Annotated in this window: 23 protein-coding genes; 10 read left to right on the forward strand and 13 right to left on the reverse strand. The window is 68.4% G+C overall.

What is annotated here, in order from left to right; all coding sequences use genetic code 11:
• Nucleotides 1–214: 214 nt before the first annotated feature.
• The 4 genes from ACT4N8_RS00005 to ACT4N8_RS00020 are packed head-to-tail and all read right to left on the reverse strand — an operon-like array spanning nt 215 to nt 5,215.
• Nucleotides 215–2,722 carry an ABC transporter permease gene (locus ACT4N8_RS00005; protein WP_444856074.1) on the reverse strand — a complete coding sequence of 836 codons (2,508 nt, stop codon included), beginning with the start codon at nt 2,720–2,722 and terminating at the stop codon, nt 215–217.
• 19 nt (nt 2,723–2,741) lie between these two features.
• Nucleotides 2,742–3,221, reverse strand: coding sequence for a Rid family hydrolase (locus ACT4N8_RS00010; RefSeq protein ID WP_444856075.1), 480 nt, complete (start codon nt 3,219–3,221; stop codon nt 2,742–2,744).
• On the reverse strand, nt 3,221–3,901 hold the full coding sequence (locus tag ACT4N8_RS00015) for an ABC transporter ATP-binding protein (protein ID WP_444856076.1): 681 nt from the start codon (nt 3,899–3,901) through the stop codon (nt 3,221–3,223). The genes ACT4N8_RS00010 and ACT4N8_RS00015 overlap by 1 nt, the downstream gene beginning before the upstream one ends.
• 24 nt (nt 3,902–3,925) lie before the next feature.
• On the reverse strand, nt 3,926–5,215 hold the full coding sequence (locus tag ACT4N8_RS00020; protein WP_444856077.1) for an efflux RND transporter periplasmic adaptor subunit: 1,290 nt from the start codon (nt 5,213–5,215) through the stop codon (nt 3,926–3,928).
• A gap of 409 nt (nt 5,216–5,624) precedes the next feature.
• Here ACT4N8_RS00020 and ACT4N8_RS00025 point away from each other — a divergent pair, with 409 nt between their 5' ends.
• Entirely contained in the window at nt 5,625–7,025 is a 1,401-nt protein-coding gene (locus ACT4N8_RS00025) for a sigma-54-dependent transcriptional regulator (protein ID WP_444856078.1), read from the forward strand.
• A 1-nt stretch (nt 7,026) separates the two neighbouring features.
• Complete coding sequence (locus ACT4N8_RS00030; protein WP_444856079.1) at nt 7,027–8,367, forward strand: sensor histidine kinase; 1,341 nt, start codon at nt 7,027–7,029, stop codon at nt 8,365–8,367.
• On the opposite strand, the gene ACT4N8_RS00035 is transcribed toward ACT4N8_RS00030, so the two are convergent.
• Both ACT4N8_RS00035 and ACT4N8_RS00040 read right to left on the reverse strand, forming a co-directional pair.
• Nucleotides 8,364–9,659, reverse strand: a complete 1,296-nt coding sequence (locus ACT4N8_RS00035) for an FAD/NAD(P)-binding protein (protein ID WP_444856080.1) — start codon at nt 9,657–9,659, stop codon at nt 8,364–8,366. The genes ACT4N8_RS00030 and ACT4N8_RS00035 overlap by 4 nt on opposite strands.
• Entirely contained in the window at nt 9,656–10,093 is a 438-nt protein-coding gene (locus tag ACT4N8_RS00040) for an RrF2 family transcriptional regulator (RefSeq protein WP_444856081.1), read from the reverse strand. The genes ACT4N8_RS00035 and ACT4N8_RS00040 overlap by 4 nt, the downstream gene beginning before the upstream one ends.
• A 216-nt stretch (nt 10,094–10,309) precedes the next feature.
• Between ACT4N8_RS00040 and ACT4N8_RS00045 the strand changes: the two genes are divergently transcribed.
• The 5 genes from ACT4N8_RS00045 (at nt 10,310) to ung (ending at nt 13,479) form a co-directional block, all read left to right on the forward strand.
• Nucleotides 10,310–10,708 (forward strand): addiction module antidote protein, encoded by a 399-nt coding sequence (locus tag ACT4N8_RS00045; protein ID WP_444856082.1) that lies wholly within the window; start codon nt 10,310–10,312, stop codon nt 10,706–10,708.
• A 73-nt stretch (nt 10,709–10,781) separates the two neighbouring features.
• Nucleotides 10,782–11,705 carry a cation diffusion facilitator family transporter gene (locus ACT4N8_RS00050; protein WP_444856083.1) on the forward strand — a complete coding sequence of 308 codons (924 nt, stop codon included), beginning with the start codon at nt 10,782–10,784 and terminating at the stop codon, nt 11,703–11,705.
• Nucleotides 11,706–11,767: 62 nt separating this feature from the next.
• A complete protein-coding gene (locus ACT4N8_RS00055; RefSeq protein ID WP_444856084.1) occupies nt 11,768–12,313 on the forward strand; it encodes a peroxiredoxin in 546 nt (181 codons plus the stop codon).
• A gap of 106 nt (nt 12,314–12,419) precedes the next feature.
• Nucleotides 12,420–12,686: a hypothetical protein gene (locus ACT4N8_RS00060; protein WP_444856085.1), complete on the forward strand. Its 267-nt coding sequence runs from the start codon at nt 12,420–12,422 to the stop codon at nt 12,684–12,686.
• A gap of 82 nt (nt 12,687–12,768) precedes the next feature.
• Nucleotides 12,769–13,479, forward strand: coding sequence for a uracil-DNA glycosylase (ung, locus tag ACT4N8_RS00065; RefSeq protein WP_444856086.1), 711 nt, complete (start codon nt 12,769–12,771; stop codon nt 13,477–13,479).
• Here ung and ACT4N8_RS00070 read toward each other — a convergent pair.
• From ACT4N8_RS00070 to ACT4N8_RS00085, 4 genes are all read right to left on the reverse strand, one after another.
• A complete protein-coding gene (locus tag ACT4N8_RS00070; RefSeq protein WP_444856087.1) occupies nt 13,476–14,378 on the reverse strand; it encodes a hypothetical protein in 903 nt (300 codons plus the stop codon). The two genes, ung and ACT4N8_RS00070, sit on opposite strands and share 4 nt — an antisense overlap.
• Nucleotides 14,379–14,443: 65 nt before the next feature.
• A complete protein-coding gene (locus ACT4N8_RS00075; protein ID WP_444856088.1) occupies nt 14,444–15,475 on the reverse strand; it encodes a hypothetical protein in 1,032 nt (343 codons plus the stop codon).
• A complete protein-coding gene (locus ACT4N8_RS00080) occupies nt 15,472–16,476 on the reverse strand; it encodes a glycosyltransferase family 2 protein (RefSeq protein ID WP_444856089.1) in 1,005 nt (334 codons plus the stop codon). Before ACT4N8_RS00080 ends, ACT4N8_RS00075 begins: the two co-directional genes overlap by 4 nt.
• A gap of 201 nt (nt 16,477–16,677) precedes the next feature.
• Nucleotides 16,678–16,890 (reverse strand): DUF6961 family protein, encoded by a 213-nt coding sequence (locus tag ACT4N8_RS00085; RefSeq protein WP_444856090.1) that lies wholly within the window; start codon nt 16,888–16,890, stop codon nt 16,678–16,680.
• Nucleotides 16,891–16,961: 71 nt separating this feature from the next.
• Here ACT4N8_RS00085 and ACT4N8_RS00090 point away from each other — a divergent pair, with 71 nt between their 5' ends.
• Nucleotides 16,962–17,135: a hypothetical protein gene (locus ACT4N8_RS00090; RefSeq protein WP_444856091.1), complete on the forward strand. Its 174-nt coding sequence runs from the start codon at nt 16,962–16,964 to the stop codon at nt 17,133–17,135.
• 159 nt (nt 17,136–17,294) lie between these two features.
• Here the strand turns inward: ACT4N8_RS00090 and ACT4N8_RS00095 are convergent, their stop codons facing one another.
• From ACT4N8_RS00095 to ACT4N8_RS00105, 3 genes are all read right to left on the reverse strand, one after another.
• Nucleotides 17,295–17,768: a hypothetical protein gene (locus ACT4N8_RS00095; protein WP_444856092.1), complete on the reverse strand. Its 474-nt coding sequence runs from the start codon at nt 17,766–17,768 to the stop codon at nt 17,295–17,297.
• Nucleotides 17,769–17,823: 55 nt separating this feature from the next.
• Nucleotides 17,824–18,231, reverse strand: coding sequence for a glycosyltransferase (locus ACT4N8_RS00100; RefSeq protein WP_444856093.1), 408 nt, complete (start codon nt 18,229–18,231; stop codon nt 17,824–17,826).
• Nucleotides 18,232–18,303: 72 nt separating this feature from the next.
• Nucleotides 18,304–18,570 carry a GlsB/YeaQ/YmgE family stress response membrane protein gene (locus tag ACT4N8_RS00105; RefSeq protein ID WP_444856094.1) on the reverse strand — a complete coding sequence of 89 codons (267 nt, stop codon included), beginning with the start codon at nt 18,568–18,570 and terminating at the stop codon, nt 18,304–18,306.
• Between the two features lie 216 nt (nt 18,571–18,786).
• On the opposite strand from ACT4N8_RS00105, the gene ACT4N8_RS00110 reads away from it, so the two are divergent.
• Both ACT4N8_RS00110 and ACT4N8_RS00115 read left to right on the forward strand, forming a co-directional pair.
• A complete protein-coding gene (locus ACT4N8_RS00110) occupies nt 18,787–19,989 on the forward strand; it encodes an efflux RND transporter periplasmic adaptor subunit (protein WP_444856095.1) in 1,203 nt (400 codons plus the stop codon).
• A 29-nt stretch (nt 19,990–20,018) separates the two neighbouring features.
• Nucleotides 20,019–23,090, forward strand: a complete 3,072-nt coding sequence (locus ACT4N8_RS00115) for an efflux RND transporter permease subunit (RefSeq protein ID WP_444856096.1) — start codon at nt 20,019–20,021, stop codon at nt 23,088–23,090.
• Nucleotides 23,091–23,116 lie beyond the last annotated feature (26 nt).

The raw sequence follows: 23,116 nt of genomic DNA on the forward strand, positions 1-23,116 counted from the left end.
TTCGTCCCCCTCGTCGCGGCGGGCCAGCTCGAGCCGCTTCAGCTCCAGCCAGCCGCGCCAGGCGCTGAGGCCCGCGAAGCAGAGCATCGCGGTGATTGCCAGAGACGTCGCGGCAAGAACGAGGGTCGTTGTCATCGCATCCTTATCCTGTCTTCACGCCGTCCGGGCGGCGCTCCATTTTCGGCGGACGCACGCCAGGCTTCGACGAGCGTTCTCACTCGTATCTCAGCGCGACGATCGGATTGGCCCGCGCCACCCTGAACGCATGGCCGGCGATGGTCCCGATCGCGATGATCAGCGCGATCAGGCCGGCGATCACGAAGGGCGCGGGCCCCAGGTCGATGCGCGCATCGAACGTGTTCAGCCATTCGCGCATCGCCCACCAGGCGACTGGCCAGGCGATCAGATTGGCGATGATCACCGGCTTCGAGAATTGCCAGGCGAGCAGCCGCACGATGTCCCGCGTCCGCGCGCCCAGGACCTTGCGGATGCCGATCTCCTTGGTGCGCCGCTCGGCGGTGAAAGCCGCCAGACCGAACAGGCCGAGGCAGGCGACGATCACGGCGAGCAAAGCGAAGCCGGCGAAGACCTGCGCCCGCGCGGCCTCGGCCTCATAAAGCTCGGCGACGCGCGCCTCGCTATACTCGCCGTCGAACGGCACGTCGGGGGCGAGCTGCTTCCAGGCCTGCTCGATCCGCTGCATCGTGGCCTGCGGATCACTGCCGTCGTGGCGGACCAGCAAGGTGTTGGCGGCCACCGGGTTCCAGGAGAACATGATTGGGTCGATCGGCTGGCGGATCGAGCGGAAGCGGGAGTCGCGCACCACCCCGATGATCCGGGTCGGAACGACGCCGCCATTCTCCGGATCGACGAAAGCGACCCGGACGAGCTGCCCCACCGCGTCGGCCGGATTCCGCCAGCCCATGCGTCGCGCCGCGAGCTCGTTGATGACGATGTTGGCGCCGCGCGCGACCAGCGCCCGCTCGGCCTCGTCCGATTGCGGGAAGGGCAGGTTCACAAAGTCGCCCGGGCGATTCTCGTCGAACAGCCGCCCGGCGACGAGCTCGATCCCCATCGTCTCGAAGAATTGCGGGTCGATGCCGTAGGTGCCGATGTCGACCGGCTCGGTCTGCCCGGGCACCTGCACGCCGGTGTTGGTGCTGCTTCCCGTGGCGACGCCGATGCTCGACCGGCCAACCGCGGTGACGCCTGGCACGCGCCGCATCGTCTCGACGATCGTGTCGGATCGATCCATCAGCTGGCGCCGGCCGAGATTCTCGATCTGGACCAATCCGTCGCGGCGATAGCCCGGATCGGCGGTGCGCGCGTAAACGGTCTGCGCGTAGACCACCGCGGTGCAGATGATGAGGCCGATCGAAACCGCGAACTGGCCGATGACGAGCGCGTTGCGCAGCCGCCCGGACCCGGCCGCCTCGGCCGTCGACTTGTTCGCCTTCAGCACCTGGGCCGGCTGGAAGCGGCTCAGGTAGAAGGCCGGATAGATGCCACCGGCCGCGCCGACCAGCAGGGTGAGGCCGATGATCGGCAGCAGCATTCCGCCCGCGCCGAAATAGCGCATCGCCAAATCAGCATCGAGAAAGTCAGAGAGGATCGGCAGCAGGAGCTCGACCATCGCCAGCGCGAACAGCATGGCGATGCCGGCGATCAGTACCGATTCCGCTAGGAACTGGGTTACGAGCTGCTTGCGGTTGGCGCCAAGCACCTTGCGCAGGGCGACCTCGCGCGCGCGCTGGCCGGCGCGCGCTGTGGCGAGATTGGTGAAGTTGACGCAGGCCATCGCCAGGATGAGGAAGGCGATGATCGTGAAGGTGACGATCGTGCGCTGGTCGTTGCCGGACGTCATCGTGCCCGCCTGGGCGTCGCCGAGATGCACGTCGCGGATGTTGGCGACCCGCCAATCCTGATCGTCGCCCTGGTTGGTGCGCTGGTTGCCGAAGATCTGGTCCTCGATGTTGCGCCGTTCCCAGGCTGGCAGCGCCGCCTGGATCGCGGCGGGATCGCTGCCGGGGCGGAGGGTGAAATAATACCAGCCCGACTGCCAGCCCCAGCTGGTCAGGAAGTCCGGATTGTCCGCCCAGTAGCTCTGCATGTCGACGCGCGCGACGATGGTGAAGCGGACGTGGCTGTTGCGCGGGAGATCGCGGGCAATGCCGGTGATCCGGTAGTCGGTGGAGTCGCCGCGTGAGACCAGGGTCAGCGTCTGGCCGACGACATCCTCGCGCCCGAAGATGCGGCGCGCCTCGCTTTGCGTCAGCACCACGGTGCCGGGCCGCGACAGCGCGTTCTGGGGATCGCCGTGGACAAACGGGAATTGCAGCACGTCGAAGAACAGGTTGTCGACGAGCAGCGCGTCCTCGGTCGGCAGCGCCTCGCCGCCGCGCATGATCACCGGCCCGCTCGAGCCGACATAGACCATGCGATCGACCTGGGGGAAATCCGACTTCAGCCGCTGCCCGGCGACATAGGAGGTCATCTGGAGCCGCAGTTCCTCGCCGGTCTGCTTGTTCCGGTAGTGGCTCTGGAACTGGTAGACATTCTCCGCATTGGGGAGCCACGCGTCGTAGCTCGTCTCGTAGCGGACGTAGAGGAGCAGCATCAGGCAGGCGGCGAGGCCGACGCCGAGGCCGAAGATGTTGATGAAGGCATAGGTCTTGTTCTTGACCAGGGCTCTGACGCCGACCGTGAAATAATTGCGCCACATGGCCGCTTCCTCTCGATCTTCAGTTGCGCGCCGCCGCGGCGGGACGCCGCGCGACGATCTTGATTTCGGTGATGCCCCGCTCGGGAATCAGGCGATCGACGTCGATCGCCGTCCAGGCCGGGAAGGGCGGATTGACGAAGCGCCGGTGGACCGCCGTCATCGCCTCGAACTGGGCACTGATGTCCGTGTGGTAGCTGGTCATGTCGACGACATCGTCCCAGCCTGCCCCGGCCCGCGCGAGGATCGCGCCGATCCGGCGATAGGCGCGGTCGTAGGCGGCATCGAGCGCCTCGCCCTCGCGCTGCCCGACGACGACGCCGGACAGATAGATGGTGTCGCCGGCGATGACCGCGTCGGCATAGCCGGTCCGCTCCTGGAAACCGCGCTCGCCCTCGTCCTCCGACATCAGCACGGTCGCTTGCTGCCGCGCCTGCGCGCCCGCCGCCGAGGGGGTCGCCACGGCGACGAGCGGCAGAAGGAGGAGCACCGCGGGACGCATCAGGCGGCCCGCCGGTGCTCGATCAGGATGCGGCCGTCGAGCATGTTGACGACGCGCCCGGCATAGTCGGCATGGGCCGGCGAATGGGTGACCATGCAGATGGTCGAGCCCTCGGCGTTGAGCGCCTGGAGCATCTTCATCACCTCTTCGCCATGGGCGGTGTCGAGATTGCCGGTCGGCTCGTCGGCGAGGATGAGCTTGGGACTGGCGACAAGGGCCCGGGCGACGGCGACACGCTGCTGCTGTCCGCCAGACAATTGCGACGGACGGTGCTTGGCGCGGTGGGCGATACCCACCTTGTCCATCACCTCGTCGACCCGGGTGCGCCGCTCGCCCGCGGGGACGTTGTGGTAGAGCAGCGCAAGCTCGATATTCTCGCGGACGCTGAGCTCGTCGACGAGATTGAACGACTGGAAGATGAAGCCGATGTTCCGCTTGCGGAAATCCGCGAGCTTGGATTCGGAGAGCCCGGCGACCTCGGTGCCGTTGAAGACGTAAGAGCCCCCGGTGGGGCTGTCGAGCATGCCGATCACGTTGAGCAGGGTCGATTTGCCGCAGCCCGACGGGCCCATGATCGCGACGAACTCGCCGTCCTCGACGTCGAGGAAGATGCCGTCGAGCGCGGTCGTCTCGACCGTGTCGGTGCGGTAGACCCGCGAAAGATTACGCATGCTCAGCATTGAAATGCTCCCTTCATTGCCCACTCATTGTCCGCTCAAGCTCAGTCGGTCGCGCTCGGCGAAGCCGGTGTAAGGCGAGGTGATGACGCGCTCGCCGGGCTCCAGCCCTTCGAGCACTTCGATATGATCGGCGTTGCGGCGGCCCAGCCGGACCTGGCGGCGGACGGCGCTGCGTCCGTCCGGCGCGACCACGAACACCCAATTGCCGCCGGTCTCGTTGTAGAAGGCGCCGTTGGGGATCAGCAAAGCCGGCGCCGGATCGCCCAGCGTCAGGCGGACCTGGACGGTCTGGCCGCGCTGCAGATCGGGCGGCGCCTGTCCGACGAATTCGAGGTCGATCTCGAACGCGCCGTTGCGAACCTGCGGGTAGATTTTGCTGACCCGCAGGCGCGCCGGACGGCCGCCGACCTCGGCATTGGCGATCTGGCCCTCGCTGACCCGGCCGAGATAGAATTCGTCGACCTGCGCGCGCAATTTGTTGCGCCCGGCGCTGTCGATCTGGCCGAGCCGCTCGCCGCGGTTCAATGACTGGCCGATTTGGATCGAGAAGGAGGTGAGCTGACCGGCGACCGGGGCGCGCAGGTTCAGCGAATCGAGGCTCTGCCGGGCGATGTCCAGGCTGGTGTTGAGCGCGCCGGCCGACTCGCGCAGCTGCGCGAGCTGGGTCGATTGCAGCCGCTCGTCGGTCGCGCGCTGGCGCCGGAGGACCTCGCTGCGGCGGCGATTGGCTTCGTAAAGGTCGCGGGTGTCGGCCATGGTGCGGCCGGCGACGAAGCCACGCTCGGCGAGAGGACGCTGCACCTCAGATTGCCGGCGCGCCGTCCGGGTGGCGAGGTCGGCCTCGATCAGCGCGCGCTCGTTGTTGAGGCGTGTCTGGTTGAGCGCGAGCTCCTGGCTGCGCATCGAGTTGATCTGCTGGATGACCTCGGTCTGCCGCGCGAGCACGTTCAGCTGCAGGTCCGCGTTCGACAGTACCGCGAGGAGCTGGCCCTGGCTGACCAGCGCGCCGTCCTCGACCAGGATGCGCTCGACCCGGCCGCCCTCGACCGCGTCGAGGAAAACGGTGACCGAAGGCTCGACCCGCGCGCGAAGCGGCAGGAAATCGTCGAAGCGGCCGCGCTCGACGGTGGAGATCGTGACTCGCGCGCTCTCGATCGTCTGGCTGTTCGAGTTGGGCGCGAAATACCAGAAGAGCGCGACGAGCAGGATCGCGCCCGCTACGGCGATGCCGAGCTTCACCTTGTTGGACAGGCCCTTCTTCTCGACCACGCGATCCATCGCGCCGCCGGTCGCCGGACCCTCAGGCTTGGACATCCGCACCACGCTCATTCAAATCTGCTCCCCTCGATATGCGGCGGCGGCGAACTGTCCGAAACCGGACAGCTCCTGTCCGCCACCGCACACCTTTCCCGACTTAGGCAAGCGGCACCGCCGCGAGCGAGAGGAAGCCGGTGAGGATGAAACCGACCGTGAAGGCCATCGCTTCGAACTTTGCCATCGTCATTCTCCCTGACGCGAATTACCCCTGTGCCGAACGATCAGCATGAGCCGTGCCAACCGATAAAAAACCCAGAAATCCGCCATTTCCTTGGCCCGCCGCGCCGGCGGGCTCCGACTGCCCGCTGTCCGCAATCGAACAACAATGTCCGCCCGCGAACGCAATCGGACGGGCTCTGGCACGGTTATTGATTGTCCATTATCGGACGGACACGGGAGGGCTCACGTGACGCAAACCAGGCGCTTCGGGCGCTGCATCATCATCGACGACGATCCGGACATCCTGTTGTCGGCGCGGCTGCTGTTGCGCGACCTGTTCCGCGAGGTGGCCGATTTCCAGTCGCCCGAGGACGCCTTGCAGGCGATGGACGAGGAGCTGCCCGACGTCGTCCTGCTCGACGCCAATTTCGGCCGCGGCGCGACCAATGCCGCCGAGGGCTTCCACTGGCTCGCCGAGATATTGAAGCGCGACCCGCAGGCGGTGGTGGTGATGATCACCGCCCATGCCGGCGTTTCGGTCGCGGTCGAGGCGATGAAGCGCGGCGCCACCGACTTCGTATCCAAGCCATGGTCGAACGAGCGCCTGCTCGCCACCGTCCGCACCGCCGCCGCGTTGCGCACATCGCGCGAGGAAGCGGTGACCGAGCGCAAGCGCTCCGCGGCGATCGGTGCGCCGGCCGCGGGCGGTGACATCCCCCTACTCGGGCGCTCGCCGGCAATGGCTCGGGTCTATTCGCTGATCGAGCGGGCCGCGCCGACCGAGGCCAATGTCCTGATTCTCGGCGAGAACGGCACCGGCAAGGAGCTGGTCGCGCGCGAGCTGCACCGCCATTCGCGCCGCGCCGACAATGTTCTGGTCACGGTCGATCTCGGCGCGGTCGCCGAGAGCCTGTTCGAGAGCGAGCTGTTCGGCCATGTGAAGGGCGCCTTCACCGACGCCAAGGGCGACCGGATCGGCCGCATGCAGGCGGCGAACGGCGGCACCCTCTTCCTCGACGAAATCGGCAATTTGCCGCTCCATCTCCAGCCCAAATTGCTGACCGCGCTCGAGCAGAGGCAGGTGATCCCGGTCGGCGGCAACAAGCCGGTGCCGATCGACGTCCGAGTGATCGCCGCCACCAATTGCCCCCCCGACCAGCTCGCCGACGAGAGCCGCTTCCGCCAGGATCTCCTGTTCCGCCTGAACACGGTTGAGATCGAGCTGCCGCCGCTGCGCGAGCGGCACGAGGACATCGGCGTCCTGATCGAGCACTTCGTCGCGCTTTACGCCAGGAAATACGGCAAGCCCGCGCGCGCGATACCAGCCGAGGTCGCCGCCGCGCTCGAAGGCTATGACTGGCCTGGCAATGTTCGCGCATTGCGCCATGCCGCCGAGCGGGCGGTGATCCTGGCCGACGGCGACGCCTTCACCGCCGAGGATTTCTCGCTGTCGCGGGCGATTCCGGCGCCCCGCCCGCAGGCGACTCAGGCCGACCCGGCGCGCGACGACCTCAACCTCGAGCGGGCCGAAAAAGCGATCGTCGAGCAGGCGCTGAAGAAGCACAGTTACAACATCTCGCTCGCCGCCGCCGAACTGGGCCTCACCCGCGCGTCGCTCTACCGCCGCATGGAAAAGCACGGTCTTTAGGGTGCGCTGGCGCCACCGCTTCCTGCTCGGGCTGGCGCTGCGGCTGGCGCTGCTCGTGGCGGCGGTCTTCGCCTTGGTGCTGGCGATGGGGACGCCGGGGCTCGGCGCGGCGCGGATCGTCGCCGGGCTGATCGTCGTCGCCGCCGCCGCCTGGCTCTGGCGCTATATCCAGCGCACCAACATGGAGCTGGCGTGCTTCATCGACGCGGTGAAGTTCGCGGATTTCAGCCAGGGCTTCGGCCACCGCTTCGACGGCAGCGGCTTCGCGGAGCTGGGCGACATCCTCGGCGAAGCCATCAAGCGCATGCGCGACGACAAGCACAAGCTGATCGACACCAACCGCTTCTACGAAGCCGTGCTCGACGACGCGCCGACCGCCTTGCTCACCGTCGACGGGGAGGGCCGGGTCGAGCTCGCCAACAAGGCGGCGCGGCGGCTGCTGATCCGCCACCATGGCGTGCGGGTCGAGGACTTCCGCGAATATGGCGACGCCTTCGCCGATGCGCTCGAGGGCGGCGCGGTCAAGCGGCCGCGACTGGTGCCGTTGATGAGCGACGGCGTACCGCAGACGATGCTGGTCAGCGCCGCCGTCGTCCACCGGCTGGGCGGGCTCGTCCGGGTGGTCGCGGTGCAGCCGATCCAGGGCGAATTGAACGCGATCGAGATCGCCGCGCAGAGCGACCTGATCCGAGTCCTCACGCACGAGATCATGAACTCGATGACGCCGGTCACCAGCCTCGCGCACAGCGCCGCCGACCTGATGCGCGAGGTCGACAAGGGCGGTGATCCGGCCGTGTCGGACGCGCGCTCGGCGGTGGAGACCTTGGCGCGGCGCGCCGACGGGGTAATGCATTTCGTCGAGAGCTACCGCCAGATCAGCCGCGCGCCCGAGGTGCGACGGCGGCCGATCGAGGTCGCCGCCTGGGCGGCCGAGCTGGAGGCGCTCTTCCGCGCCGGCGCCCAGGCCGAGGGGGTCGCGTTCGAGCTCGGCCTCGAAGCCAACATGCCGCCGCTCGACGCCGATCCGGACCTGCTCAGCCAGGTGCTGATCAACCTGCTGCGCAACGCGGCCGAGGCGGCCCGCAGCCATACCGCCGAGCCGCGCGTCGCCCTGAGCATCCACCGGACTCGCTCCGGCCGCACCCAGATCGAGGTGGCGGACAACGGCCCCGGCGTCCCCGCCGGCCTCAGGCAGGACATCTTCCTCCCCTTCTTCACCACCAAGGCGAAAGGAACGGGAGTGGGGCTCAGCCTGGCCCGTCAGGTCGTGCTCGCCCATCGCGGGTCGATCAGCATCGACGACGCGCAAGGGGGGGGCGCCCTCTTCCGGATTCTTCTCTAGGCGGTCACCCGCCTAGCCAGCCGCGCCGCCTGGCCGCGAATGTCGGGCACCGCGATGCTCTCCCAGAAAGCGCCGCGGGTCATCGGACCGATCGCGAACAAGGTCTCGGACGAACGGCCGTCGGCCCCGATCGCGCGCAGCTCCTCGTCGACGTCGATGCCGATCCGGCAGACGTCGGGACGAATCCGGCCAGCGGCGACCAGCGCGTCGAACAGGGGCTCGCCAGCGCGGATGATGTCGAGCTCCGGGCCGGTGCAATTGACGACCTTGCGCGCGGAGACACTCTCGACCGCATCGCTGCCGCGCGGCCGCCATCCCAGGCTGACGACCTCCCCGTCGGGAGCGATCGAGACGATCTTGCCCGCCGCGAAGGCCAGCCGGCCCGCCGACTGCATCCGGTCGATGGTCGCGCCGACGGTGGGGGCGATGCGGTGCCTGTGGACATCCCACCAGGGGCGGAGATGACGCAGGAACCGACGGCGCTCGGCGAGCGGCGCGCCACGCCAGAGGCCTTGGGTGACACTCCTCAACTCGTGGACGGCGCTGCGCCAGCCGATCTCGGCCGAGCGGCGGCGGATGCGCCGGAGCAGGCCGACGCAGGTTTCCGGCAACTCCTCCTGCGGCGCGACCATCGGCTCGCGCGACTCGTGCGCGCGCGGCGCCAGGCCGCGGCGGGAGAGCGCGAGGACGCGCCCGCCGAAGCCGCGCGCGTCGAGGGTCAGCGCGACGTCAACCGCGGTGAGACCGGTACCGAGCAGCACGATCATGTCGTCCGGGCCGAGCCCGGCGATGAAGTCGCCTGCCCAGGGATCGCCCACCCAAGCATCGCCGAGCGCCTCCGTATCGATCCGCCCGGGCAGCGCCGGCCGCAGATTGCCGGGCGCGAGGATGACGGCGTCCGCCCCGATCGTCCGCCCGTCGGCAAGCCTGACCCGCTCGCCAGGTTCGACATCGACGGCGTCTCCCAGGACGATCTCCACGGCTGCTCCCACTTCGGCGAGCAATTCGCGGACATAGCCGCCAAAGACCATGCGCGGCGCATAGCTCTCCTCGTCGCCGCCGCGCGCCGCCCACCAGCGGGTGAAATGGTCGACATCCTCGGCGAGGCCGCTCATCCGCCGCGCGGGCACGTTGAGGAGATGCTCGGGGCGGTTGGTCCCGTAGGCGACGCCGCGTCCGGGCACGTGCTCGCGCTCGATCAGGGTGGCGCGCGCACCGGCCCGGGCGAGGTGGATCGCCTGAAGCGCGCCCGAAAGGCCCGCGCCGACGATCGCGACATGGCGTGCGCTCACGCAGTCTCCGCCGGCTCGGGCGGAAGCACCACCGGATCGGCAAGGGTCAGACCGTCGAGGATGCGCGCGGTCTCGTCGCGGACCATGAGCATCGCCCGATGCAGCCGGCACTTGTCCTCGCTGATGCAATTCTTGCAGCGCTCGTAAGCGAGGCGGCTGGCGCAGGGGAGCAGGCCCAATGAGCCCCGGGTCAGCCTAACGATCTCGCCATAGCTGATCGAGGAAGGTTCGCGCGCCAGCCAATAGCCGCCCTCGCGCCCGCGCATCGTCTCGACCAGCCCGGCCCGGCGCATCTGGGAGAGGATCACGGTCAGGAACTTGGCCGGCAGGTTCTGCGCCTCGGCGATCTCGCCGAGCTGGACCGGTCCTTCACCATAGCGGTCGGCGAGGTGCAGGAGGGCCCGGATTGTATACCGCGTCCGTTGAGAAAGCATGCGCCGCCCCATGAACCAGTCGCACCCGCTTGGCAACGCCCTCGCCTCCGTTTGGCGCGCCTGGATTCGCTTATAGCGACGATGCCGCGCAACGCCGCGGCGACAGGGAGGGACGGGCCGATGCGCATCCTGCTGGGAATCGTCACCCAGCGATGATCATCTAAGCTTTCTTGCTGTTGCAACGCATTTGCAATAAGCGAGCATCAGGAGGACCTGATGCTCGCCGAATCGCTCGCCCGTACGCCCTGCCTCAGGTCGCTCGCGCCGCCCGAGGCGCAGCTCGTCGCGGGCCTGCGCCTCTGGATCATGATGGGGAAAATGGGCCGATGCCCGTTGCGCGCGGTGGGCGAGCGGCTGGGCTCGGCGCGGGCGGCGGCGCATCTCCATCTTCTGCTGGAGGAGATCGGCGCGGCCTGGCCCGATCCCTTCTGCGCGGCGGCGCCCTGCTGCCCGCGGCTCAGCCATGACGAGGCGCTCGCGGTCGAAATGGTCCGCGTCGCGGGCCGGGGCGACCGGCCCGGCTTCGACCGGCTGCTCGCCGATCTGCTTCCCGGCCATGTCCGCGAGCGGCTGTACCTCTCGGCCTCCGTGCTCGACGGCGTGCTCAACGCCTGAGCCGACGCCCATGCGCTAGCATCACCCGCGTCTCGTGGGTTAGGCAGGGCCGAATCGCTTAGCGGAGAGCGGCGTGGCCGGGCATCACCACCATCATGACGGTCACCCTCACGGCCCCGCCGATTTCGGCCGCGCCTTCGCGATCGGGATCGGACTCAACAGCCTGTTCGTGCTCGTCGAAGCCACCGCCGGCATCATCTTCGATTCGATGGCCCTGCTCGCCGACGCGGGGCACAATTTCTCGGACGTGGTCGGGCTCGCCGTCGCCTGGGTCGGCGCGGGCCTGTCGAAGCGGCCGCCGACCCGGCGCTTCACCTGGGGCTATCGCGGCGCCTCGATCCTCGCCTCGCTCGGCAATGCGGTGCTGCTGCTCGTCGCTTTGGGCGCGATCGCGGCGGAGGCGGTGAGCCGCTTCGCCGACCCGCCGCCCGCGCAGGGCGGGCCGATGATCGCGGTCGCCGCGATCGGCGTGGTCATCAACCTCGGCACCGCGATGCTGTTCGCGCGCGGGCGCAAGGGCGATCTCAACATCCGCGGCGCCTATCTCCATATGGCCGCGGACGCGGGCGTCTCGGCCGGAGTTGTCGCGGCTGGCTTGTTGATCCTGTGGACCGGCGCCGACTGGATCGACTCGGCGATTAGTCTGATCATCGCGGCGATCATCTTCGCCAACACCTGGGATCTACTGCGCCAGTCGGTGTTCATGTCGATGGGCGCGGTGCCGGAAGGGATCGACAGCGAGCATGTCGAAGCGGCTTTGCTGCGCCTGCCCGGCGTCGCCGCGGTCCACGATCTCCACATCTGGCCGAACGGGACGACCGAGACGGTGATGACGGCGCATCTCGTGATGACCAGCGGCCATCCCGGGAACGACTTCCTCGCCCGCGCGCAACGGCTGATGCACGATCATTATGGCATCGGCCATGTCACCATCCAGATCGAGCTGGAGGCGCCCGCCGGCTGCGACGATTGCGGCGCGCCGGCTTCCAGTGCCTAGGCGGCTGGAAGCAGGGCGGCTTTGCCTCTATCCTAGGCGCCCAGTCACTTGGAGACGCCGCCATGCGCATGCTCGCTCCGCTTCTCGCTCTGGGCCTTGCCCTCCTCCCCGCCGCCGCGATTCCCGCGCTGCCGACCGGCGCCGCGGCACCCGATTTCACCACCACCGGCGCGCTCGCCGGGCGGCCGTTCCGGATGCACTTGCGCCAGCAACTTCGCCATGGCCCGGTGGTGCTCTATTTCTATCCGCGCGCCTTCACCGAGGGCTGCACGCTTGAGGCCAATGCCTTTTCGCAGGCCGCAGCCGAGTTCCGCCGCCACGGCGCGCGGGTGATCGGCATGTCGGCGGACGATTACGAGACTTTGCGCCGCTTCTCGGTCGAGGCCTGCCGCAACGCTTTTCCGGTGGCGACCGCGAGCGCGGACACGATCCGCGTCTATGACGTGCGGCTGCGCGAGGGCTCGCCGATGACCAGCCGCACCTCCTACGTCATCGCCCCCAACGGCCGGATCATCTACGCCTACACCGACATGGACTGGCGCAATCATGTCACTAACACGCTCGACGCGGTGCGTCGTTGGCGGGCGGCGCAGCGCCGGCGGCGCTGAGGGAACCTTTTCCCCGTCTCGCGCTTTGTTCGCCTTCGCCGCATCGCTGCGGCGTTCGAAGGCGCGCGCGCGTGCCTGACTTTCGTCAACAGAGGGGTGTTTCTTCATGAAGCTTCTGATCCAGAGCGCTGCGACCGCCGGCCTCCTGATGCTCGCCGCCTGCGGCGGCAACACGCCGGCCGAGAATGCCGCGGAGAATATCCGCGACACGGCAGACAACCAGGCCGACTATCTCGAGGAGCAGGGCCAGAATATGGCGGAGAATATCCTTGGGGCGACCGAGAACCAGGCCGAGGCGGTCCGCGATGCCGGCGAGGCGCGCGCCGACGCGATGGAGAACATCGCAACGCCGAGCAGCGTCAACGGCATGTAGCTCTCGGGTCAGCAAGACGGCAAAGGGCGCTCCCGGCTGGGGGCGCCCTTTTCATTGGCGCCGGCAAGTGCATGATAGGCGAATGGGGGAGATCCGCCTGCACGAAAGCTGGCTCGCGCCTCTCAAGGGAGAATTCGAGCAGCCGTATATGGCCGAGCTGCGAACGTTCCTGCTCGCCGAGAAAGCGGCGGGGCGGCGCATCTTCCCGAAGGGCGGCGAATGGTTTCGCGCGCTCGACCTGACCCCGCTCGGCGAGGTCCGCGTCGTCATCCTCGGCCAGGATCCCTATCACGGGCCGGGGCAGGCGCACGGGCTCTGCTTCAGCGTCCGCCACGACACGCGGCTGCCGCCGAGCCTCGTCAACATCTACAAGGAGCTGGAAACCGATCTCGGCATCCCGCCCGCGCGGCACGGCTTCCTGGAGCATTGGGCGAAGCAGGGCGTCCTCCTCCTGAACAGCGTCCTCACCGTGCGGATGGGCCAGGCTGCCTCCCATCGCGACCGCGGCTGGGAGCGCTTCACCAACGCCGCGATCGCGGCGGTCAACCGGCAGAGCGATCCGGTCGTGTTCCTGCTCTGGGGAAGCTACGCGCAGAAGAAGGCGGCCTTGGTCGACAGCGTCGATAGAGGCGGACGCCACCTCGTTCTCAAAGCGCCGCACCCGAGCCCTCTCTCGGCGCACAGCGGCTTCTTCGGCTGCCGCCATTTCTCGAAGGCGAACGACTTCCTCGAAAGCCGCGGCCTCGCCCCGATCGACTGGACGCTGCCGCCCGCGCCGGCGGCGGAAGCCTAGCGGCCTTCGTCCCCAGCGACGAAGGCGAGCAGCGCCTCCTCATAGTCGTCGAGGGTGCCATCGGCGTCGATCCGGGCGCGGAGCCAGTCATTCTCTTGCGGCGTGATCGCGTTCGCCGCGGCGACGGTGGCGTCGTGGTCGGGCTCCGGCTCCTGCCCGTCAAGCAGCCCCTTCGCCTCGGTCAGCGGATTCGCGCCGCGCATGCGGGCGAAGAAGCCGAGCACGCTCGAGCGATGGTCGTCGACGAAGGCTTCCAGCCGCGCCGCCTCAGCGCGCTCGAGCGGCGCGTAGGAAGAATAGGCCATGAGATGATTGCCGAGCGCCTGGACGAACAGGGTCTTCCAGCCCGACGCGTTGTCCGCGTTCCGGCACGATTCCTTCAACCGCCAGAGCGTTTCCGCCTCGTCCGCGCCAACGATCAGCGCGCCCTCGCCGCCCGCGGCGAAGATCAGCCGACGCAGCAGCGCGGCCTCGTCCTCGCCTACCCGGCCGTCGCGCGCGACCGATTCCTCGATCTGGCGCAGCGCCCAGCTCTTGAGGGCGGCAGGCGCGTTCAGCGTCTTCTCGACGATCCTGACCACGAGGGCGAGCTCGATCGCCGTGACCGGGGCGCCGTCGCGCTCGACCTGATCGATCAGCCAGGCCGCGAGCGCCTCGTCGACATAGCCTGTGGGCGGCCGCGCGTTGACGACATATTCGGTCATCGCCTCGACGAAGAAGTCGGTCCATTCCGGCTCCGCCTCGCGCGCCAGCCGGTTGATCTCGAACACGGCCTCGGCCTCGGCGTCCGAGATGGCGCCGTCGGGCCATGCCCAGCGGCGCACCGCGAGCACGTCCTCGGCGGAAATCCGCGCCCCAGCTTTCAGCGCCGAAGCGAAATCGGCATAGGAAAAGCTCATCGCCTCACCCCCGTTTGATCCGGCGCGGAGGATAAGGGCCAAGGGTTAAGGTCGGGCTAAGCCCTTCAGAAGCCGGCGCCGAGGGTCAGCACCGGACCGGAGCCCGGCGCGGCATCGCCGGCGACGCGGAAACGATATTCGGCGGCGAGGCGGAAATTGGTCCGACCCGCCCGCAGCGGCAGCGCGAGCTGCGGGCCCGCGTCGAGCCGGGCGGCGCCGGGCTGGGCAGCACCCCACAGGCCGCCGCCGAGCTCGACCGGACCGATCGGCGCGGCAACTCGCACGGCGCCGTCGACGAACAGATCGCGGGAACGGAGGCCGACAATGCCGGCCTGACCGTAAGCATCGATGCGCAGGCCGGCGAGCCGGGCGCTGTGCCCGCCATGGAGGGTAAGCGCGAACGCCGACCGGCCTTCGCGCCCGACCGCCTGCCGCCGCTCGGCGAGCAGGTACAAGGGCACGCCGGCCGCGGGCTGCCAGTCCAGCCCGAGCGCGACCTCGGCGGCTTCAATGCGCCGCAGCGGCAGGTAGGCGCGGGCGCTCAACGCCAGCGGCCGCGCCGTATCGTCGTTCAGCCGAAAGAGCAGACGCGCCCCGGCCTGGCTGCCGCCGAGCGTCCCGCCCGGCGCCAGCGTGGCCGTGCCTTCCTCCCGGCGCAGCAGCAACCAGGCCGAACCGGACCAGCGCGAGGATCTGGATCGCTCGCCATGGGGGAGCGGCAAGACGGACGGAGGTGCCGAGTTCGTCAGTGCGGAAGCGCGGGCGCTGGGCGCGTATATGATCGGCTGCGGCGAGGTGCCAGACCAGGTGATCGCTGACCCTGCCGGCAGCGGTGGCGCAATGCCCGCGATGCGCGAACGCGGCGGCGACCCGGCTTGGGCGAGAACCGGGGGGCGGGCGTTCGTCTGGGGCGATGCGAGGTGCGACGTCGTGGCGGTCACTTCGCGCGGCCGGACCGGAATGGTCGTGGGTTCGGCTCGATCGGCGGTCACCTGGTCGGGCGAGCTCAGCCATTCCGGCGCGTGCACGCCGACCCGCAGGCCGATCCAGCCGACCAGCACCAGGCCCAGGAAGCGCAGCGGCGCGCCGGGCCTCATTCGGCCGGAAGCTGCCTTGGGAAGACGTGCGCGGTCTTGTCCCAGTACGGCCGGCCGCGGCCGCCGCAGCCGAGATAGCGAAACATCGCCTGGCGGGCGGCCGCCATCGCCACGATATTACTCACGACGACGCGCGGCAGCGCGCGCAGCCCTTCGCGCCAACCATAGGCGCTCGCGACGAAGCCGTAGCGCCAGCCGAGCCGCCACAGCAGCAAGGCCAGATTGACCATCACGAGAAAGCCGAAAAAGGACGAGAAAGGCGCCATCTCGCGCACGCCAAGCCACTCTAGGAGATAGAGACCGACCCAGAGCAGCAGGCCGAGATAAGCAGCGGCGAGAATGACCGCGGCCAGGACCGACTGGCGGTCGCGCAGGCGCATCCAGCGTTCCGCGAGGCCGCCGGTCCAGCCCAGCCGGTCCCAACCCGACAGGGCGATCCCAGTCATCCAGCGCGCCTTCTGGTTGATCGCCGCCTTTCGATCGCCGGGGAAGAGGGCGCGCGTCGCGACCGCCGGACGGCCAGGCCCGCTCGGCAACCGGACGAAGGCGGCGCGGCCGCCCAGCGCGCCGAGGCTCAGGCCAAGCTCGTAATCCTCGGTCAGGCAGTCGGGGTCGAACGGCGCGCCGCGCGCGGCCGCGATCCGCTCGAGCGCGTCGCGCGAGATCGCGCAGCCGACCCCGGCGAGCGGCAGGCTGGCGCCGATCGCCTCGCGCACGACCAGCTCCTTGCCGTGCGCCTCGAGGAACTCGTCGATATAATGGCCGCTGACCCAGCGCGAATTGGGGTCGATCAGCGGCACGACGGGAAGCTGGACGAGGTCGAACCGCTCGATCAGCGTGTCGAACAGGCGCAGCTCGGACGAATGAACGATGTCCTCGGCGTCATGGAGCAGGACCGCCTTGAAGCGGCGCTGCTCGGCGGCCTCGTCGCGGCACATCTGCTCCCAGAGGCGATTGAGGCAATCGGCCTTGCTGGTCGGGCCGGGCGTCGGCCCCGGCATTAGGTAGCACTCTCCGCAAGTAGGAGACGCCCTGATGCCGGTTGGAGGACCGGATGGGATTTCAGTGGATAATCGCGGCGCTGCTAGCGCTAGGTGGCGTCGTTACCGCCGATGGAGGCCATGAACGGGAGAAGGGTGGTCAGCTTGTTGCCTGGGTTAGGCATTGCTAACGTTATCAACAGACCCTGATTCACGATTTGTTCAACCGTGTGTCTCAGGGGACTCACCTCTGGTCGATCCGGTCCGCCGCAGCGCGTCCAGACACCGCGCTATCGCCTTCCACCGCTCCACCCCGTCCCAATCCTCTGCCAGCGCCAGCGCCCCTATCCGTTCGGCGACATGCACCGGCGCTCGCTCGCCATGCTGGCGCTCGATCTCAAGCGCACAGGCCCAAAGGTGTTCTTCCTCGGTCATTCGTTCGCTATCTGTTCGCTATGTCGCCGGGCCGAATCAGCATCGTTTATCAGCTTGTCGAGCAAAGGTGCATGGCGCGGATCGATTGCCGCCAGTGTCAGCATAGCGTTGTCCTGAGCGCGCCGATTCTGGAGCGGATGGTCGGGCGCCTCGCCAATCTCAGCACCGTTGAAAAGCGGCTCCGCGGCACCCGCTGCTCTGGCAGGGGCGGGACGATCGGGGTGATCTACCCGCGTGGGCGCTAGCGCTGATTGTAGCCGTTGCCGCCATGATCGGCGGGTGAAAAGGAAGGAGCCTGACCGCCAGCTAGGTTGTCAGGCTCCTTCGGTCGTTTAGGCTGGCGTGTCGTTCCCGGGGAGGACACCAGCCCAAGCCAGCCCAACCATTGGTCCGCCTGAGAGTTCCTAGCCACTCCCGTTCCGCCAACCGCCTTCAAGCGCGGCGTCCGGCTTCGTCAGCTTCCACGTCAACAGCGCGCCGCTCCCGGCCTTCCGGCTCGCCACAACGCGCTTGCGCCGCAGCCGCGACAGGGCATGGCCGACGCGCTTCCGTATCGTCACGCGCATGGCTAGGTCGTTCTCATTCATGCGGCGCTGGACCATCACCTTGACCGTCAGCTCGTCCGTTGTCTGCCAGCGCTGCGAGCCGCGTAGCATCTCCAATAGCGAGCGCTGAAACTCGCCACGGAAGGCCGCGTTGGGCGGCGGGAGCGCCTTCACCGGCATATCGTCAAAGTCTATCGCCGGATCGAAGATGCGAAGGGTGCAATCCAGATGGTCCAGGTCGGTGACGAGCCGAGCCGCTTCGGCATGGATTGCCTGAATGCGCCCGACGATCTCAGCGCGCTTGCGAATGAGGGCGTGGACCACGGGCTTCATGCCAGAAAGCTACGGGAATCGGCGGAAAACCGATAGTTTTGGCTTGCGGAGAGTGCTACCTAATGCCGGTCGGCCCGACCACCACTCGGATACGGGCGTCCTCGAGGGCGCGGACGGCGGCGATCGTCGCCGGATCGTTGGGATAGCAGCCGACATAGATGCGATAATCGGCGTCGCCGAAGGCGGAAGCCGAATGACGCAGCATGTCGCCGATCACCGCCGCCTCGTCCCAGGCGGGGACGAAGACCGCGATCGGCCCCGGCGCGGCGGGCGCGGCGAGGCTTCGCGCGCAACTAGTGGGCAGGCGTCCCAGGATCAGCCGGCGCCTGGCCGCGATGACGATCCAGACGAGATCGACGGCGAGGTCGGACAGGCCAAGCAGGAAGAAGCCGAAGGCCGCGAACAACGCGACCTCCCGCATGGTCAGCTCGACAAGTCCGAGGACAAGCGCGAGTATATCCATGAAACCCCCCGATTCGGATCAAATGATGATCTGTTTCGGAGGGAGAAGTTGCAAGCGGCAATTTGCCTGGCGTCAGCGCCTTGCGAACAGCCGGTAGACGAAGAGCAGGATCATCGCGCCGACGATCGCGGCGAGGAAGCCGGCGCCTTCGCCCTGGCTGTACCAGCCGAGCTGCTGGCCGAGGAAGCCCGCCACCACCGCGCCGCCGACGCCGAGCAGGATGGTGACGATGCAGCCGCCCGGATCGCGCCCGGGCAGCAGCGCCTTGGCGATCAGGCCCGCGATGAGACCGATCAGAATCCAGCCCAGCCAGCCATAATCCGCCATATATTCCGACATGAGGCTCTCCCTTGCTCTCCTTGCGCGGGCGCGGAGGCGCCCCACATTCCCCTTGGTAACGGCCCGCGAAAGCTTGTAAAGGCGCGCGCGGGGCGGCGTTCGGCAGGCGGGAGGCGGCAGCCGTTATTTCGGCTTGTCCGGGGTGATGTATTCAGCTAATACAGCGCGACCCTGCGGTCACGGCCGCTTCAGTTTCGAGTGGGGACGATGAAAGCGATGAATTTCGAGTCGGCAAAGTGGCGCAGGGACGCGCTGGACGACGTCGTGATCGACGAAGAGACGCTGGCGCGCCGGCGCCGGCGCAGACGCAACATCATCATCGCCGTGGCGGTGGTCGCGGCGCTGCTGATCGCCGCCTTGCTCTTCATGGGCGGCGGCGGCGAGAAGGCCGCGCCGGGCGAGGGCAAGCAGGGCCAGACTTTGCCGGCCGTGAGCGTGATCGTGCCCGGGCGGCAGGACATTCCGGCGGTGATCTCGTCCACCGGCTCGCTCGCCGCGCGGCGCGACATGCCGGTCGGCGTCCCCGGCGAGGGCGGCCAGATCGTGCGCGTCCTGGTTGAGCCCGGCCAGTGGGTCGGCGCCGGCCAGACGCTGGCCGTGATCGACAGTCGGGTGCAGACGCAGGAGGCTTCGCAGCTCGCCGCGCAGATCGAGGTGGCGCGCGCCGATTTGAGGCTCGCGCAGAGCGAGCTGGACCGCGCCCAGGCGCTGGTCGGCCGCGGCTTCATCAGCCAGGCGGACCTCGACCGCAAGCGGGCGACCCGCGACGCCGCCGCCGCGCGGGTGCGCGTCGCCGAGGCCAATCTCGGCGCCACCCGGGCCCGGATCGGCCGGCTCGCCGTGCGCGCGCCGACCGCAGGCCTCGTCCTGTCGCGCAGCGTCGAGGCCGGCCAGGTGGTCGGGGCCGGCTCCGGCGCTCTCTTCCGTATCGCCGCCGGCGGCGAGATGGAGGTGCGCGCCCGGCTGCCGCAGACCGATCTCGCGCGGCTCAGCACCGGGGTTCCCGCCGTGGTCACGCCGGTCGGCTCGGACCGCGAATATCAGGGCACGGTGTGGCAGGTCTCGCCGATCATCGATCCCCTGACCCGCCAGGGCGAGGCGCGCGTGCTCGTCCCCTACAACCAGGATTTGAGGCCGGGCGGCTTCGCCGCGGTCAGGATCACGGCCGGCTCGACGACCGCGCCGCTGCTGCCCGAATCGGCGGTGCTGACCGACGATACCGGCACCTATGTGATGATCATCGGCCCCAACAACGCCGTGCAGCGGCGCGCCGTCCGGGTGGGCAGCGTCACCGATCGCGGCGTCGTCATTGCCGAAGGCCTCAACGGCAACGAGCGGGTGGTCGAATCGGCCGGCGCCTTCCTCAACCCGGGCGAGCGGGTCCGCCCCGAGCGGGCTCGGCCGGCGGCTCGGCAGTAATGCGGAAATCCGACGGGAGTCGATGAACGATGCGTAACATCTCGGCATGGGCGATCCGCAACCCGGTCATCCCCCTCGTCCTGTTCACCGCCTTGCTCGCCATGGGGCTGATCGCCTTCATGCGGATGGACGTGAACCTCAATCCGGACATCAGCGCGCCGGCGGCCACCGTCACGATCAGCCAGCCGGGTGCGGCCCCGCCTGAACTCGAGATTCAGGTCACCCGCCGCGTTGAAGCGGCAGTGCGCGGGATCAACGGCGTCAACGAGATCAATTCGACGATCCGGGAAGGCAGCAGCAACACCTTCGTCAGCTTCGAGATCGGCACGCCCGAGGAGCGCGCCATCGCCGACGTGCGCGACGCGATCGCGCGGATTCGCGGCGACCTGCCCGACGGCATCCTCGAGCCGCAGGTCAACCGGGTCGATTTCGCGGACGAGCCGATCGGCTATTTCTCGGCCGAAAGCACGGCGATGACCGTCGAGCAATTGAGCTGGTATATCGACGACCGGCTCAATCGCCGCCTGATGGGCATCGAGGGCGTCTCCGTGGTCAGCCGCATCGGCGGCGTCAGCCGCGAGATCCGCGTCGAGCTCGATCCGGTGCGGATGCAGGCACAGGGCGTCACCGCCTCGCAAATCAACCAGCAGCTGCGCGCCACCAACCTCAACGCGGCGGGCGGCCGCGCCGAGATCGCCGGCTCCGAGCAATCGGTCCGCGTGCTCGGCAGCGCGATCACCGCGCGCGAGCTGGGCGAAACCCAGATCTCGCTGGGCGGCGGCCGCACGATCCGGCTGAACGCGGTCGCCAGCGTCCGCGACCAGTGGGCCGAGCAGACCTCCTTCGGCATCCAGGACGGCCGCCAGGTGGTCAGCTTCATGATCCAGAAGGCCAAGGGCTATTCGGACGTCACCATCTACCACGAGGTCCAGCGCGTGCTGGCCGAGATGGAGAGCGAGGACCCGCGGGTCGGCTACAATCTGCTCTTCACGCCCGTGAAGTATATCGAGATGCAGTATGAATCGTCGATGCGGGCGCTGGTCGAAGGCGCGCTGCTCGCGGTCGTTGTCGTCTTCCTGTTTCTGCGCGACTGGCGGGCGACGATCATCTCCGCGATCGCGATCCCGCTCTCGGCGATCCCGGCCTTCTGGTTCATGGACCTGATGGGCTTCAGCCTGAACATGGTCACCTTGCTCTCGTTAAGCCTTGTCGCGGGCGTGCTTGTCGACGACGCGATCGTCGAGATCGAAAATATCGTCCGACATATGCGCATGGGCAAATCGGCCTATCAGGCGTCGATCGACGCGGCCGACGAGATCGGCCTGCCGGTGGTCGCGACGACCTTCTCAATCGTCGCCGTGTTCCTGCCGGTCTCGTTCATGAGCGGGATCATCGGCCAATTCTTCATCAGCTTCGGCCTCACCATCGTCATCACGGTGCTGATCAGCCTTGCCGTCGCGCGGATGATCACGCCGATGATGGCGGCCTATTTCCTCAAGGCCAAGGGCCAGGCCAAGCATGGCGAAGGCTGGCTGATGGACCGCTATCTCGACGTCCTGCGCTGGACGCTCGTCCACCGCTGGAAGACGGTCGGCATCGGCTTCCTGTGCTTCGTGCTGCAGATTTTCGCTTTCGCGACGCTCGACTTCACCTTCCAGCCGAACACCGACGACGACACCGTCCAGGTTTCGGTCGAGATGCCGCCGGGCGTGACGCTCGAGCAGACGAGGGTCGTGGCCGATCAGGCGGCCGCGGTGATGCTCCGGCAGCCGGACGTCGCCTCCGCCTTTGAGTCGGTTCGCGCCGGCAATGCCACGATCTTCGTATCGCTCAAGGACCAGGGCGAGGGCCGCGACCGCACGAGCACCGAGTTCCAGCGCCAGGTGGCGCCGCAGCTCCAGGAGATCGCCGACGCGCGCGTCTTCTTCCGCAATTCGCAGCGGGTGGGCGGCCGCGACGTTTCGGTGCTGCTGACCAGCTCCGACCCGGCCCGGCTGCAGCGCGCGTCGCTGCAGCTGGTCGAGCAGATGCGGCAACGGCCGGAGCTGGTCGCGCCGCGCATCGCCGGCGATTTGCGGCGTCCGGAGATCACGATCACGCCGCGCCTCAACCTGATGGCCGATCTCGGCGTCACGACGGCCGGGATGAGCCAGGCGATCCGCGTCGCGACCCAGGGCGAGATCGACCAGGCGAGCGCCCGCTTCTCGCTTTCGGATCGGCAGGTGCCGATCCGCGTCACGCTCGATGAGAGCTCCCGCCGCAACCTGTCGACGATCGAGAATATGCCGGTGCCGACCGCGAGCGGCGGCTCCGTGCCGCTGCGCGTCGTCGCCGACATCAGCTTCGGCGCCGGCCCGTCGATCATCCAGCGCATCAACCAGGAGCGGCGGGTGCTGATCGGCGCCGATCTCGCGCCGGGCGTGGTCGACGGCGAGACCATCATCAACCAGCTGCCGCTCATGCAGAGCCTGCCGGAAGGGGTGGAGCGCGCCCGCTCCGGCCAGCAGCGCGAGGAAGCGCGGCTTGTGTCCGAGTTCCTCGGCGCCTTGATGTCCGGGACCTTCCTCGTCTTCGCGGTGCTGGTGCTGCTCTACAAAAGACTGATGGCACCGTTCGTGAACATGGGCTCGCTGCTGCTCGCCCCGCTCGGCGGCGCGATCGCGCTGCACATCGCGGGCCACGCGGTGTCGATGCCGGTGTTCATCGGCATATTGATGCTGTTCGGCATCGTCGCCAAGAACTCGATCCTGCTACTCGATTTCACGATCGAGGAGATGGCCAAAGGCGTGCCGAAGGACGAGGCGATCATCGACGCCGGCCACAAACGCGCCCAGCCGATCGTGATGACGACGATGGCGATGGTCGCCGGCATGGTGCCGACCGCTTTGAGCCTCGAAGGCGATGCGAGCTGGCGGGCGCCGATGGCGGTGGTCGTGATCGGCGGCCTGCTGCTCTCGACCCTGCTCACCCTCGTGCTCGTGCCGGCCTCGTTCAGTCTTGCCGACAGCTTCGAGAAGTGGCTGACGCCGAAGTTCCGGCGGATCCTCACCTATCGCGGCCCGCAGGATCACGGCACCACCGCGCCGCAGCCGGCGGAGTAGAGCCTATCGGCCGGCGGCGTCGCTTT

The organism is Sphingosinicella sp. (genome assembly GCF_052387495.1).
GTDB lineage: Bacteria > Pseudomonadota > Alphaproteobacteria > Sphingomonadales > Sphingomonadaceae > Allosphingosinicella.